The organism is Clostridium celatum DSM 1785, assembly GCF_000320405.1.
Taxonomy (GTDB): Bacteria; Bacillota; Clostridia; order Clostridiales; family Clostridiaceae; genus Clostridium; species Clostridium celatum.
The window spans coordinates 1-15,468 of the sequence record NZ_KB291665.1 but is presented as its reverse complement, the minus strand read 5'-3'; the positions used below and the strand labels follow the sequence as shown (position 1 = coordinate 15,468).

The 15,468-nt window shown below is 26.9% G+C and carries 14 protein-coding genes and 1 pseudogene; 3 read left to right on the top strand and 12 right to left on the bottom strand.

What is annotated here, in order from left to right; genetic code table 11:
- Positions 1–6: 6 nt before the first annotated feature.
- The 9 genes from hisB to HMPREF0216_RS11760 all read right to left on the bottom strand — a co-directional run bounded on the left by hisB (position 7) and on the right by HMPREF0216_RS11760 (position 8,734).
- Entirely contained in the window at positions 7–591 is a 585-nt protein-coding gene (gene hisB, locus HMPREF0216_RS11800) for an imidazoleglycerol-phosphate dehydratase HisB (protein WP_040419810.1), read from the bottom strand.
- Positions 584–1,642: a pyridoxal phosphate-dependent aminotransferase gene (locus tag HMPREF0216_RS11795; protein WP_005214554.1), complete on the bottom strand. Its 1,059-nt coding sequence runs from the start codon at positions 1,640–1,642 to the stop codon at positions 584–586. Before HMPREF0216_RS11795 ends, hisB begins: the two co-directional genes overlap by 8 nt.
- Positions 1,629–2,927, bottom strand: coding sequence for a histidinol dehydrogenase (gene hisD, locus HMPREF0216_RS11790; RefSeq protein ID WP_005214553.1), 1,299 nt, complete (start codon positions 2,925–2,927; stop codon positions 1,629–1,631). The genes HMPREF0216_RS11795 and hisD overlap by 14 nt, the downstream gene beginning before the upstream one ends.
- 34 nt (positions 2,928–2,961) lie before the next feature.
- A complete protein-coding gene (hisG, locus tag HMPREF0216_RS11785; protein WP_005214551.1) occupies positions 2,962–3,588 on the bottom strand; it encodes an ATP phosphoribosyltransferase in 627 nt (208 codons plus the stop codon).
- Between the two features lie 10 nt (positions 3,589–3,598).
- On the bottom strand, positions 3,599–4,696 hold the full coding sequence (gene hisZ / locus HMPREF0216_RS11780) for an ATP phosphoribosyltransferase regulatory subunit (RefSeq protein WP_169317580.1): 1,098 nt from the start codon (positions 4,694–4,696) through the stop codon (positions 3,599–3,601).
- A 273-nt stretch (positions 4,697–4,969) separates the two neighbouring features.
- Positions 4,970–5,911: a siderophore ABC transporter substrate-binding protein gene (locus HMPREF0216_RS11775; RefSeq protein ID WP_005214547.1), complete on the bottom strand. Its 942-nt coding sequence runs from the start codon at positions 5,909–5,911 to the stop codon at positions 4,970–4,972.
- Between the two features lie 171 nt (positions 5,912–6,082).
- Positions 6,083–6,838 (bottom strand): iron ABC transporter ATP-binding protein, encoded by a 756-nt coding sequence (locus tag HMPREF0216_RS11770; protein WP_005214546.1) that lies wholly within the window; start codon positions 6,836–6,838, stop codon positions 6,083–6,085.
- A complete protein-coding gene (locus HMPREF0216_RS11765) occupies positions 6,835–7,791 on the bottom strand; it encodes an iron chelate uptake ABC transporter family permease subunit (RefSeq protein WP_005214545.1) in 957 nt (318 codons plus the stop codon). The genes HMPREF0216_RS11770 and HMPREF0216_RS11765 overlap by 4 nt, the downstream gene beginning before the upstream one ends.
- Positions 7,781–8,734 (bottom strand): ABC transporter permease, encoded by a 954-nt coding sequence (locus HMPREF0216_RS11760; protein ID WP_005214544.1) that lies wholly within the window; start codon positions 8,732–8,734, stop codon positions 7,781–7,783. Before HMPREF0216_RS11760 ends, HMPREF0216_RS11765 begins: the two co-directional genes overlap by 11 nt.
- Before the next feature lie 424 nt (positions 8,735–9,158).
- Here HMPREF0216_RS11760 and HMPREF0216_RS11755 point away from each other — a divergent pair, with 424 nt between their 5' ends.
- The 3 genes from HMPREF0216_RS11755 to HMPREF0216_RS11745 all read left to right on the top strand — a co-directional run bounded on the left by HMPREF0216_RS11755 (position 9,159) and on the right by HMPREF0216_RS11745 (position 13,537).
- Positions 9,159–9,338, top strand: a complete 180-nt coding sequence (locus tag HMPREF0216_RS11755; RefSeq protein ID WP_005214543.1) for an alpha/beta-type small acid-soluble spore protein — start codon at positions 9,159–9,161, stop codon at positions 9,336–9,338.
- A 507-nt stretch (positions 9,339–9,845) separates the two neighbouring features.
- A complete protein-coding gene (gene pflB / locus HMPREF0216_RS11750; RefSeq protein ID WP_051040714.1) occupies positions 9,846–12,077 on the top strand; it encodes a formate C-acetyltransferase in 2,232 nt (743 codons plus the stop codon).
- Positions 12,078–12,211: 134 nt separating this feature from the next.
- A complete protein-coding gene (locus HMPREF0216_RS11745; protein ID WP_040419809.1) occupies positions 12,212–13,537 on the top strand; it encodes a hypothetical protein in 1,326 nt (441 codons plus the stop codon).
- 42 nt (positions 13,538–13,579) lie between these two features.
- On the opposite strand, the gene HMPREF0216_RS11740 is transcribed toward HMPREF0216_RS11745, so the two are convergent.
- The 3 genes and pseudogenes from HMPREF0216_RS11740 to HMPREF0216_RS11730 all read right to left on the bottom strand — a co-directional run.
- Positions 13,580–14,215 (bottom strand): hypothetical protein, encoded by a 636-nt coding sequence (locus tag HMPREF0216_RS11740; protein ID WP_040419808.1) that lies wholly within the window; start codon positions 14,213–14,215, stop codon positions 13,580–13,582.
- A 231-nt stretch (positions 14,216–14,446) separates the two neighbouring features.
- Positions 14,447–14,986 (bottom strand): hypothetical protein, encoded by a 540-nt coding sequence (locus HMPREF0216_RS11735; RefSeq protein WP_005214539.1) that lies wholly within the window; start codon positions 14,984–14,986, stop codon positions 14,447–14,449.
- Positions 14,987–15,155: 169 nt separating this feature from the next.
- Positions 15,156–15,468, bottom strand: a pseudogene (locus HMPREF0216_RS11730) (metallophosphoesterase); the annotation flags it as partial.

Below are 15,468 nucleotides of genomic sequence, written 5' to 3'. Positions count from 1 at the left end.
TCAAAATTATATTTTACCTTTAGATGATGGTATATTATTTCCGGATATCTCTATAGCTTCTTTTAATGCCCTTCCAAAAGCTTTAAATATCCCTTCAATCTTATGGTGATCATTTTCTCCATACAGGACTTTAATATGCAATGTTATTCCTGAATTAAATGCTACTGCCTTAAAAAACTCCTTAACCATTTCAGTTGAAAAATTCCCTATAGATTCTCGCCTAAAATCCCCTTCGAAATATAAAAAAGGTCTTCCGCTAATATCTAAAGAGACCATTGTTAAAGCTTCATCCATAGGTATAAAACAAGTAGCATATCTCTTTATCCCACGTTTTTCTCCTAAAGCCTTATTAATAGCTTTTCCCAAGCATATACCAACATCTTCAACTAAATGATGATCACATACTTCTATATCGCCTTTTGCCATTAAATTTATATCAATACCACTATGAAAAGAAAAAAGCATAAGCATATGATTAAAAAAACCAATATTAGTTTCTATTTTATTAGTGCCATTACCATCTAAATTAATTTCCATATTTATATTGGTTTCATTAGTATCTCTTTTTATTTCCCCTATTCTTTTACACATTATTTTCCACCTCATATCCTAATGCCTTCTTAATAACGGTTATGATTAAATCATTTTCCCAACTTTCCCCAATTGAAATTCTAAAAGTATCATCATTAAAATATCTAATCAATATTCCTTGTTCTTCCATCTCAGCCTTAATTTTATCTTTGTATTTACTCTTAGCAAAAATAAAATTTGCCTTTGATGGATAAAAAGTAATTATTTCTTTGTTTCGTAATTCTATTTCTTTTAAATTTTTATATAAACGTTCTCTTTCACTTACAATTTCCTCAACGTTTTTTATCACCTTCTCTGGATGATTAATAATATTACATGCAATATCTTGAGAAAGTTGATTTAAATTATATGGAACTTTATATTTGTTTAATTCTACTACATTATCTTCATTGGAAATTAAAAAACCTACCCTAAGAGCAGCTAATCCCCATGCCTTAGATAAAGTTCGTGTAATAATTAAATTTTTATATTCATTTACATATTTAAGCATTGTTTGTCCGTAAAATTCATAGTAAGCTTCATCTATAAGAATTTTACTTTCTCTAAACACATCTAAAATTTTTAATATTTCAATATTATTTAATGTATGTCCTGTTGGATTATTAGGATTTGAAATAATTATAAGATTAGGATTTATCTCTTTTCCAAATGCTATGAAATCATCTAAAGAAAAACTGCCGTCCTCCCTTGTTTCAAACTTTTTAATAACTCCATTATTTAGAGATACATAAAAATCATACATTGAAAAATCAGGCTTAATTGTCATAACTACACTTTTTCTTTTAACATATACTGCTATTACTAATGATATCATTTCATCTGATCCATTGCCTGCTATAATATTTTCTAATGGCATATCTATTAATCTTCCATACTCTTCTCTAAGCCTCTTAGAGTCACTATCTGGATATCTATTAAACTTAGTGTTTTTGGTACTTTCAAGTGCATTCAACAAATCTTCATTATCTAAATTCTTATAACTCTCATTTCCATTTACTCTTATACCTATCTTATTATTCATAATATTTTTATACGTATTAATTTTCTTCATATTCTAATCTAACCTTTATAGAATTTCCATGAGCTGTTAATCCTTCTTCTTTTGCAAATTTTACAACTTTCTCTCCGCAATTAAGTAAAGCTTCCTTTGAATAATATAAATAGGATGATTTTTTAGTAAATGTATCTAAAGATAGTGGTGATGAAAATCTAGCACTTCTACATGTTGGTAATACATGATTTGTTCCTGCAAAGTAATCTCCCATTGGTTCCGGTGTATATTCTCCCAAAAATATAGAACCTGCATTTTTTATTTTTTCTAAGTATTCTATAGGATTTTTAAGAAGAATTTCTAAATGCTCTGGCGATATTTTGTTTGAAATGTCTATACATTCATCAATATTATTACAAACTATTATCTTCCCATAACTTTGTAAGGATTTTTTTACTATCTCTTTTCTATCTAAATCTTCAACTTTAACTTTCACTTCATTATTTACTTTTTTTGCAAGATTCATAGATGTGGTTATTAAAATTGAAGATGCCATTTCATCATGCTCTGCTTGAGCCATTAAATCTGCTGCTATAAACTTTTCATTTGCAGCTTCATCTGCAATTATTAACACTTCACTTGGACCTGCAATCATATCTATTCCTACTTTTCCATAAACCTGTCTTTTTGCCTCTGCCACATATGCATTACCTGGTCCTACAATAGTACAAACAGCTTCTATAGTTTCAGTTCCATAAGCTAATGCAGCTATAGCTTGTGCTCCACCTACCTTAAATACTTCATCTACTCCTGAAATTTTTGCTGCTGCTAAAATATTCTTATTTACTTCTCCATTTAAACTTGGTGGTGTTACCATTACTATTTTTTTAACTCCTGCTATTTTAGCTGGAATTACATTCATCAATACTGATGATGGATATGCAGCCTTTCCCCCTGGTACATATACACCAACACTCTCTATTGGAATTATTCTTTGTCCCATATATACTCCATTTTCTTTAGTATATATATAATCTAACTTTTTTTGCTTTTCATGATATGCTTTAATATTTTCTTTACTTTCCTTTAATATATCAATAAATTCTTTATCTACAGAATTATATGCTTCTTCTATTTCATCTTCCGTTACTCTTAAATCTTCTAACATTATATTATCAAATTGTTTAGTAAAATTTATTAATGCTCTATCTCCATAATCTTTAACCGTCTCTATAATATTTCTAACTTTATCTTCTATGTTGTTTGACTTTGTATTATTTCTTTCCTCAAGGATTTTTAGTAGATTGTTTTTTTCATATTTTGAATACTCTATTACATCTATCATAAAATTCGCCCCCTTATAGCTATAATAACTATGTTTATTTAATACATCTTCTTATTTTATTTAGGAATCTATTAATTTCATTGCTTTTAAGTTTAAAGCTAGATTTATTTATAATAACTCTTGTACTAATATCACAAATTTCAGCTAAAACTATTAATCCATTCTCTTTTAAAGTAGTACCTGTTTCCATAATATCTACAATAGCATTGCTAATTCCTAGTATAGGTGCTAACTCTACAGAACCTTCTATTTTTATTACTTCAACATCCATACCTCTACTTTGAAAATATTTTTTTGTTACTGTTGGATATTTACTTGCTATTTTTATATGCCCACCATTATTAAATATATTGGAATCTGGAAGTGCTGCTACAATAAATTTACATTTACCTAATCCTAAATCAAGTACCTCATAATAATCCTCTTCCCGCTCTAGCAAGGTATCTTTTCCTACTATAGCTATATCTGCAACACCATGTTCAACATAAGTTACTGTATCATTAGCCTTAACCAAAAAATACTTTATATCTTCTTTAGTATCATTGAACACTAATTTCCGCCCCTTATTTTTCAGCTCATCTATACCAAAGTTTGATTTTTCTAAAATTTTTATTACTTCTTTTTCAATTCTTCCTTTAGTTAATGCTATGCTTATGCTCATACTCCACCTCCTACTTATTTTTATATTTAATATTTACTCTTTTTCCTTCATTTGTTTTTATAATAGCTTCTTTTAACATACTGATAGGATTATTATTATCAATAGTAACTTCAAGATATTTATTTTTATTATTATAATTAATATTAATTAATTCATTTATATCAATTGAAAAACCTATTGCCGGTTTATCTTGTCCAAAATTTTTTAATAACCCATTATATCTACCTCCCCTTAATATAGCCTTTCCAATACCATCTATATACCCTTTAAATATGATTCCTGAATAATAATCAACTCGTGGTACCATACTTAAATCTACAGTTATATACTTTTCATATCCTAACTCTTTTAAGGATAGATATAAATCTTCTAAATATATAATACTCTCAGTCATATTTTTATTAACTGATAATTGTTTCGCTTTTTCTATCATTTCATATCCACCAAAAAGCCAAGGTAATTTATTTAAAAACTCTTTATTTTCTTCACTAATATCAAGTAATTCTAAAGCTTCCTTTAAACTAATTAAACTCTTATTATTTATAAGATTCATTATTACTTTTTTCTCTACTCCATTAATTCCTATTCCACTTAAAGCTGCTTTTGAAATATTAACATTTCCAATTTCTATTTTAAATTTTTTATTACCTATAGCTTTTAATGTTTCAATAGCTGTAACTAAAACTTCTAAATCAATATTTTTTCCATCTAATCCTACAAATTCAATACCACAATCTAAATATTCATTTTTTTTTCCTTCTAAGATTTCATGAACTCTAAATACTTTTTCTGAATAATAAAGTTTTACAGGTAATGATATATCCCTAAATTTAGTATTAATCATTCTTGCAACTGGTACTGTCATATCTGGCCTTAATACTAAAATTCTTCCTCTATTATCAAAAAACTTATACATTTCTTCTTCTTTTAAGCTTTGTGACTTATGATTAAAAGTTTCATAGTACTCAATAGTTGGTGTTGATATTTCGCTATAACCCCATTTATCAAATATATCTGTTACCTTGTCAACTATTCTCCTTCTTTTTATGCATTCATCAATTGTAAAATCCCTTGTCCCTTCTGGTATTACATTGCTTATTTTAATCACCCCTTTTATTTTATAAACTAGCTTATTGCACTTTATCATACTAAAGTTAATAACAATATACCCTTTATGGATATATTTGTCAATTATTATTTTGATTATTATTATTTTATTTTTTTAATAAATTAGTAATAAAAAACTCTTTTATTTAATAAATATAATTTTTATTAAATAAAACTTTCTCAAAATTCATTTAAGAAAAATAAAAAAAACCATAATATATAAGATTTTTAATCTAAATATATATTATGGCTATTCCTATATAAAATATTAAATTTACTTAATTGCGGAATCCACTTCTTCTACCATTTTCATTGTAGATGTAAATCCACCAGTTGAAGTGTACCAAATTGCAGGATCTAAATAAACAATATTATCATTTTTATATGCATCTGTTTTCTTCATTAATTCATTATCAAATAATTCTTTTGCAGAAGTAGTTCCACCAGCAATAGCAGCTCTATCAACTACAAATAAATATTGAGGATTTTTTTCAACAACATACTCAAATGATGCTTTTTGTCCATGTGTTGAAGATTCGATAGTTGTATCAACTGGAATTACTCCAAACCCATTGTGAATTATCCCAAATCTTGATTCTGCACCATAAACACTAAATGAACCATCATTGGCTAATGCTATAAGACCATTAACATTCTTTTCTGTAACTTTTTTATTTAAAGCTTCTATTGCTTCTGTTATAGTTTCAAGTTCCTCTACAACTGACTTTTCTTCGTTAAATATTTTACCTAAGGTATTCATATTAACTGTAAAAGATTCTAAATAATTTTCATTATCTACTCCTAAATGAATTGTAGGAGCTATTTTATTTAACTCTTCATAATAATCAGCTTGTCTACCTGATATTATTATTAAATCTGGAGATAATTCAAATATTTTTTCCATATCTGGTTCTTTTAAACTTCCTATACTTGAATATTCTTCAGTAGAATATTTAGTTAAATATTCTGGTAATCCACTTTGAACTACCCCTACTATTCCATCTATTCCTAATTTATCTAAAGAATCTAATATACCATAATCAAATACCACTATTCTACTTGGATTTGTAGTAACTGTAGTTTCTCCAAGTTCATGAGAAACAACAATACTTTCTCCTGCTCCTTTATTTTCTGCACCTACAAATTTAGTAACTCCAAATACTCCAAGAACTACTACTAGTAATACTACTATTGATAAAATTGTCTTTTTACTCATTATTATTACACCTCTTTTAAATTTTATTTATATTTAAACTAATCTCTAAATCCACATTTTATTTAATATTGATATTCATTATCAATATATATTCTTAATATAAGCAAATTTAAAAATTTGCTTATATTAACTTCAAAATTAAATTTTATTTATAGATTTATATCATTAATTTTAAAAATACACACAAATATTTCTATTATTAATATTTTCAATATGGAAGTCTATTTCATATATATTTTCTAGTTCTTCCTTTTTTATTGTTTCTTCAGCTTTACCATTTTTAATAAGCTTTCCATCTTTTAAAGCAACTATATTATCTGAATAACATGATGCAAAGTTTATATCATGTATAACTATTACAACTGTTTTATTTAAATCATCACAAAGCTTTCTTAAAATCTTCATTATTTCAACTGAATGTTTCATATCAAGATTGTTAAGTGGTTCATCTAAGAAAATATAATCGCTATTTTGAGCTATTACCATTGCAATATATGCTCTTTGTCTTTGTCCCCCACTTAATTCATCTAAATATCTATTTTCAAACTCTTTAAGTTGCATATAATTAATTGCTTCATCTATATATTTATTATCTTCCTCTTTTAAATTACCTTGAGAATGTGGAAATCTACCAAAACTAACTAACTCTCTAATAGTTAATCTAATATTTATATTGTTAGATTGTCTTAAGATAGCTACCTTTTTTGCCAACTCTTTATTGTCCCATTTTAATATATCAACACCATCAACTAGTACTTCGCCACTATCTCTTTTTAATAGTCTGCTCATAATAGAAAGAAGTGTACTTTTTCCTGCTCCATTTGGTCCTATAAAAGAAGTAATTTTTCCTTCTTCAATATTTAAAGATACATTATCTACAACTTTTTTATTACCATAACTTTTTGTTATATTTTTTACTTCTATCATCTATTTCTCTCCTTCATAACTAAATAAATGAAATAAATTCCTCCAACAAAATTAATTATTATACTCACTGAAACTCCAAAATCCATTAAATGTTCAACAAGTAATTGTCCACCTATAAGTGCTACTATACTAATTAATATTGTTGCTACACCTAAAATATTATGCTTATATGTAGTTATAAGCTGTCTCGCAATATTTACAACAAGTAATCCTAAGAAAGTTATAGGCCCAACTAATGCTGTTGCTACAGATGTTAATACTACTACTATAACTAGCATTTTTTTTACCATTTTATCATAGTCAACACCTAAATTTATTGCTTCATCTCTTCCTAGTGCCATTACATCTAGCACCTTTAAATAATCATAAGCAAAACCTATACAAAGTATTATTATTATACTTGAAATAAATAACAACTCTGTATTTATATTATTAAAACTTGCTTGCATTTTATCTTGTACCACTTGAAACTCTACCGGATCAATAAGAACCTGCATAAATGTAGTTAAACTTTCAAACAATGTTCCACAAACTACACCAACTAATAATAGTGTAAATATATTTTTGCTACCTTTTTTAAATATAAACTTATAAATTAAGCTTGAAAATATAAGCATAGCTACTATTGTTATAATAAAATTTATATTACCATTACTTATTATTACAGAAGAAGATCCTAATAAGAATACTACTGATGTTTGTAATAATACATATAATGAGTCTATTCCTAAAATACTTGGCGTTAATATTCTATTATTTGTTACAGTTTGAAATATTAATGATGAAAACCCTATAGCTCCACCTGTTAATATCATTGCATATATTTTAGGTATTCTTCTATACATTGCATATCTTATATTGGCACTATTTACATTAATTAATAAGAATGTTCCTATTAATACTAAAGCTAATAATGACAATATAATTATGCTTCTTTTATCTTTAGTCCTCATCCTTATTCCCCCTTAATATCATATAAAGGAATATAACACTTCCTATTACTCCAACAGTTAATCCTATTGACATTTCAAATGGAAATATTATTATTCTTCCAAATATATCGCATATTAGTAAGAATATTGGCCCAAGTAGTGCTGTGTGGTATAAAGTTCTTTTTAAATTATCTCCACTATATATGCTTACTATATTAGGAATTATAAGTCCTAAAAATGGAATATTTCCTACTGTGATAAGTGTTACAGCACATATTAAAGAAACTATAGCTAGTCCAACATTAACAACTACATTATAATTTACACCTAAATTTACAGCGAAATCTTCTCCCATTCCTACTATAGTAAACTTATTAGCATATAAAAATGCTATAATTACCATTGGTATACTTAAATAAAGTAATTCATAGCTTCCTTTCATAATTAATGACATATCTCCTTCCATCCAAGAAGAAATATTTTGAACTAAATCATATTTATAAGCAAAAAATGTAGTAATAGATCCTACTATTTTCCCAAGCATCATACCTATTAACGGAACAAAAACTATATTTTTAATTTTTATCATTTTTATCATTTTCATAAACAAAACAGTACCTAACGCAGCACAAACAAATGATACAATCATTTTTTGCATAATAGTTGCCGATGGAATTACCATTATACAGAATAGTATTCCAAGCTTTGCAAAATCAGCTGTTGCTGCTGTTGTTGGTGATACGAACTTATTTTTACTTATTTGTTGCATTATAAGTCCACTAATACTAAGTCCTACTCCTGCTACTAATATAGCAATTAATCTTGGTATTCTACTTACTAATATTATATGAATCTTATCTATATCAAAATTTAATATATCTTTTATACTTACATTAGATACACCTATAAAAATAGATATAACTGATAAAATAAGCAACAAAAGAAATAGATATCTTTTTTTCATCTCTTCCTCCGTAATTATCTTTTTAATACATACAGTAAATTATTTTTTTATTTGATAGCAATTATCATTTTCATTAGTATGTTATCACCATTTTCTTCTTCTGTCTATGCTAAATTTCATTTTTTTCATATTTTTTCAAAAAAATTAAAATTGAAACATAATATTTATAGTTCATCAATCCATTGTAAACATTTTACTTGTTATATTAATGGAAATCTTTAAATAATTTAATGTAATTTTATTTCTATTTATCTATAAAAAAGAACTTTTGTTAAGAGCTAATTATATAACCATTGTTATATATAAAAATTATATTTTGGCTTGTTTGCCTACTTTTTAATAGATTATTTAAATCTTTTTTACATAACATAATAGTGTAAAGTAAATATATACTTTATAAAAAAATATATTAGGAGGGACTGATATGTCACAAAAACTAGTTCCAGAAGCAAAAAACGGATTATCAAAATTTAAAACTGAAGTAGCAAGTGAAATGGGTGTTCCTTTCACTGATTACAATGGAAATCTTACTTCTAAACAATGCGGAAGTGTTGGTGGAGAAATGGTTAAAAGAATGGTAGAACAATACGAAAGAGGAATTTAATTAAACTCTTAAGTTTATAAATTAATTTTAAACAGGGGGTTTTTCAACAAACTGAAAAATAATAGGTAAAAAAAGAAGCTCATATTTATAAGAGCTTCTTATTTTTATGCTTCTTATTTTTATGAAAGCTAAATTTTTCTTAGTTTTCAATTTTATTAAAATTTATAAATCACAACTTATTTATTGTTAAATTTTTAACCATTTATTATTATTTAGCCCTTTTTTTTGCATTTTGTTAATATTTTTACCAAGTTACTACATATTTAATCATATATATGACAGCATTACCCTTTGCTTATAAGATAATACTATGATATTATAATCTAGGAACTAAAATTTAAAGTTTTCAGTAAAAATTTTCATAAATATATACTTGAAAAATTTAAATTTTAGTGCTATAGTTTAGATATGCCATTATTGGATAATAATTATTATTAGATAATTATTCGTGTCCAATATAAAGGACAATACTTAATAATTTTAGAAAATTAGAAAAGAGGCGCTATGATGAGAGAACAATGGAATGATTTCAAAACAGGTTCATGGACAAAAAGTATTGACGTAAGAAACTTTATTCAAACTAACTACACTGCATACGAAGGTGATTCTAGTTTCTTAGCTGGAGCTACTGAAGCTACTACTAAACTTTGGGCAGAAGTTAGTGAATTATTCAAAAAAGAAAGAGAAAACGGTGGAGTTTTAGATGTAGATACAGAAACTATATCTGGAATTAACGAATATAATGCTGGTTATATTGACCAAGCTTTCGAAAAAATCGTTGGTGTACAAACTGATGCTCCATTAAAGAGAGCTGTAATGCCATACGGTGGTATCAGAATGGCTGAAAATGCAGCTAAAGCTTATGGATATGAAGTAAGCCCAAAAATTTCAGAAATATTCACTAAATACAGAAAGACTCACAACCAAGGTGTTTTCGATGCTTATACTTCAGAAATGAGATTAGCTAGAAAATCTGGTGTTATCACTGGTCTTCCAGATGCTTACGGTAGAGGAAGAATCATAGGTGACTACAGAAGAGTTGCTTTATACGGTGTTGATAGATTAATCCAAGATAAAGAACAACAAAAATTATCTTTAGAAGTTAAGACTATAGATGAAGATGTAATCAGATTAAGAGAAGAAATTTCTGATCAAATCGTTGCGTTAAAAGAATTAAAAGGATTAGCTGCAACTTATGGATTTGATATATCTGAACCAGCTAAGAATGCTAAAGAAGCTATTCAATGGTTATACTTCGGATTCTTAGGAGCTATCAAAGACCAAAACGGTGCTGCGATGTCTCTAGGAAGAACTTCTACTTTCTTAGATATATATATAGAAAGAGATTTAAGAAATGGTGTTATCACTGAAGAAGAAGCTCAAGAATTAATGGACCACTTCGTAATGAAGTTAAGATTAGTTAAATTCTTAAGAACTCCAGAATACAACGATTTATTCTCAGGAGATCCAACTTGGGTTACTGAATCAATCGGTGGTATGGGATTAGATGGTAGAACCTTAGTTACTAAGAACTCATTCAGAGTACTTAACACACTTTACACTTTAGGACCATCACCAGAACCAAACTTAACTGTTTTATGGTCAACTAGATTACCTCAAGGATTTAAAGATTTCTGTTCTCAGGTTTCTATTGATACATCATCAGTTCAATATGAAAATGATGATTTAATGGCTCCATACTGGGGAGATGACTATGCTATCGCTTGTTGTGTATCTGCAATGAGAGTTGGTAAGCAAATGCAATTCTTCGGTGCTAGAGTTAACTTAGCTAAAACTTTACTTTACGCTATAAACGGTGGTAAAGATGAAAAGTACGGAATGCAAGTTGGACCTAAGACAGCTCCATTAACTGGTGAATACTTAGATTACAACGAAGTAATGGACAGATTCGATGTTATGACTGACTGGTTAGCTAACCTTTACGTTAATACATTAAATGTTATCCACTACATGCACGATAAATATTCTTATGAAAAATTACAAATGGCTTTACATGATAGAGACGTATTCAGAACAATGGCTTGTGGTATAGCTGGTTTATCAGTTTGTGCTGACTCTATCTCTGCAATCAAATATGCTAAAGTTAAGCCAATAAGAAACGAAGAAGGTATTGCTGTAGACTTCGAAGTTGAAGGCGACTTCCCTAAATACGGAAACGACGATGACAGAGTTGATGAAATTGCTGCTTGGTTAGTTGAAAGCATGATGAATAAGATCAGACAAAACAAGACTTACAGAAATGCTTACCACACTCAATCAGTATTAACAATCACTTCAAACGTTGTTTATGGTAAGAAGACTGGTACTACTCCATGTGGAAGAAAAGCTGGAGAACCATTTGCACCAGGAGCTAACCCAATGCACGGAAGAGATAATAGCGGAGCTTTAGCATCATTAAACTCAGTTGCTAAGATTCCATATGAACATTCACAAGATGGTGTTTCTAATACATTCTCAATCGTTCCAGATGCATTAGGAAAAACTGCTGAAGACAGAATCCACCACTTAGGAACAATGATGGACGGATACTTCTCTCAAGGTGCTCAACACTTAAACGTAAATGTATTTAATAGAGAAACTTTATTAGATGCTATGGAACACCCAGAAGAATATCCACAATTAACTATCAGAGTTTCTGGATATGCTGTTAACTTCATTAAATTAACAAGAGAACAACAATTAGACGTTATAAACAGAACATTCCACAAATCAAGATAATATATAACTCTATTTTTAAGAGGATATTAGATTTAAATCTAATATCCTCTTATTTTATATATTAGGTACTCTTTTATAATAATTATCATAAAATATTTATTAATAATTTTATTTTAATAATGGGGTACATAAATATGTCTGAAACTATTTTTAATATGTTTAAAATAAATATGTTACATTCCTTTAAGTTTAAATATCCTAAATATACTATTATTAATAATATTAAAATTAATAATTTGAATATATTTTCTAAAGTACTTTCTAAAGGAAGAATTTCTATTTATGGTGATTATGAAATAATAATAACTTATAATAATAAAATTTCATATAAATCCGTTTCTAAAAATTTAACTAAACATAAGACTTCCTCATTTTATAAAGTATTTCATTGTAGAGATATAGCTAAGTATGGTTCTCCTAAAAATTTAAAATCTACTATGAAATTTTTATCTACTCCTAAATGTTTATACTCAACTCAAAACTACTTAAGACCTTATTATTTTCTTAAAGATAAAAATATTTGTAAAATATTATTATTTTATCCTCTTTCTATAAATATATGTACTAAAAAAACACCTAATAATAATACTAATAATAATATTAAAAATATTGATGATACTATTGTTAATGAAGATCTTATTTACAAAGATACACTTCCTTTTACTCCTTCTTTAGAAAACTTAAATAATTCTACTTTATCTAAAAGTGAATATATTAATTCTAATTCTAGTTATGAAGATAAAAATAACAATAAATTTAATTTAAATCTTGATTATACTGATTTACCAATCACTATATTAGAAAAATCAAACACTATTAACAATACTATAAATGAACATTCACAATCTAATAAACAAAATAATGATTATAAAAAAAACTCTAATAAACCACTACCTAACTTTAAAAATTTAAAAACTTCATATAATAAAACCTTACCTAGCATTACACCTTTTAAAAAACAATTTCAATCAAAATCAAAAAAATTAATTGAATGTAATCTTATCTTAGGTCGAGGCTTCACTAATGTATTTCTTCAAAAAGATATAATTTTAACTCCTCCAACTGAACCTATTTGGAAAATTACTGATGTAATTACTAGTGCGGAAGTTACAAAATTAGATTTAAGTGGTGAAAAAGCATTTGCATCTGGTTTTGCTTATATAGATATTAATTATAAAACACTTATATCCTCATCATCTGAAAATACTATTAATGGTGATCTTCAATATATTAATTTAATTATTCCATTTTCAACCTGCATAAACTTAATATCTGATTCAAATGATAAAATAAAAAAATCTGATCATTGTCAAGTAAGCAATATATATATATCAGAAACACATAAATTGAAAAAACCTTCTACAACTTCATCTAAAGATATTGTATATAGTGAGCTTATAGAACAATTTGTAATACAAATTACTCTTTTAGTAACAAGGAGTGTTGAATTCCATATATAAAAATTCAAGGGGGTATTAAAAATACCCCCTTATTAAATGGTACTAGCATCTTTCTTCTGTTTTTATTTGAACATGCTCCCATCTAACAACTTTAACAGCTATCTTAACACACATTTTTTCATGAAGTTTTTTATATTCATATATAGGTGGTTCTACTTTTGCTGTTGCTGTTCTTAAAGCTGATTTCTCTAATGGCTCCTCAACTTCACCTATAACATAAGCATCCAATACTTCTGCTATATCTTCCTTTGGATTAATTTTCTCTTTTGATTTAATGTCAATACATCCAGCAAGAGGTATTCTTTTAGTAATATGCCTTATTGCACCATTAATTGTTACTTCACCATCTGGTGATTCTTCTAAGAATCCATTTACCATTTTATAAGTTACATTTTTATAAATCCAAGCATTAAATATAACTTTATTTCCCTTTATTACTTGTGCATCATAAACATCTACCCAAGTATCTATATCTACAATTTTTAGAAATGGTTCAGCATCTGGTATTTTATCAAAATTAAAATCACTTTCTAAGAAAAAATCTTCTTCCCCTTTACCTACTATGACTTTTGTTTGGATTATCTTTTTATCTGGATATTGTCTGTTACAGTCAATATCTTTTTCATCTTCATTAGGCATTATAAACTTCTCCCTATCTATACTCTTCTCTCTATCCATAACTTTCTCCTTACAATAAAATTCTTGGCTTTTAGACATTTTACTATATAATATGTACTTTCTTTGTTAAAATGTTACTCTTTTATATTTTATTTGATAAAAGCTATTTTAAACTAAAATAAATAAGACCATAATATATAGTAGTTTTCTATTTTAACTACATATTATGGTCAAATATTGATTTAAATATATTTATATTTTAAATCAAGCTAATTATAACAATTATATTTTTTATTTACATTCTTTATCTTCTGCATAAATAGTTACGATTTCATCTCTTACAACCTTAACCTTAATTTTAATGCATACCTTATCATTTAACTTTTTATAGTTGTATATTGGTGTATCAAATTTCCCTATCTCTTGTGGTCCTATTAAAGTGTTATGACTTCCTTCAATACATGCATTTACTACCTTTGCAATATCATTTTTATTAAAGTGTTCTTTTGATTCACGATTAATTTTAATACATCCTCCAAATGGTATCCTCTTTGTCATATGCTTAATATCCCCACAAATTGTTGCATTACATTTTGTATCATTTCCAGTATATTCAGCTAACTTATATGCTACATTTATATATATATATGCACTAAATATTACTGAATCACAATCTATAGGTACTACATCATAAACATCAATCCGTTCATCAATATTCTCAACCATAAAAATTCCTTTTATATTAGAAAAATCAAATTCTACCTCTTTAAAAAAGTTATCTTCCCCTACACCTAATACAACTTCAGTTTCAATTTTTTTCAAAATAGCCATCTCTTTATTTATCCTCCTTAGTGCCTTATTATTTCTCCATTAGAATATTATTTATGGTATATATTATTCATAAATTAATATTTATGTTAAAACTTTTCAAAATCTTTAACTTTATGTATACCTTAAAATTATTCTAAATAAAAAATTAAAAAAGCATCTAATTAAAATATTAATATTTCATAATATCTACTACTACAAGATTAGGTCTATTAAATAATCTTATTGGAAATCCACTATTACCAAGTCCTCTGCTTACAATTAGCTTATTTTTATCTTCATAAAGCCCATTATAATATTTAGGCAGAACGCCCTGACCTGGTGCAAATAATCCACCTATAAAGGGTAATATAAATTGTCCTCCATGAGCATGCCCTGAAAGCATTAAATCAAATTTATATTTGCTATATGATTCTTTGCCGATAGCATTAAAGTTTTCCGGATAATGTGACAATAGAGACTGTAGATAATTTTGTGTAATATAG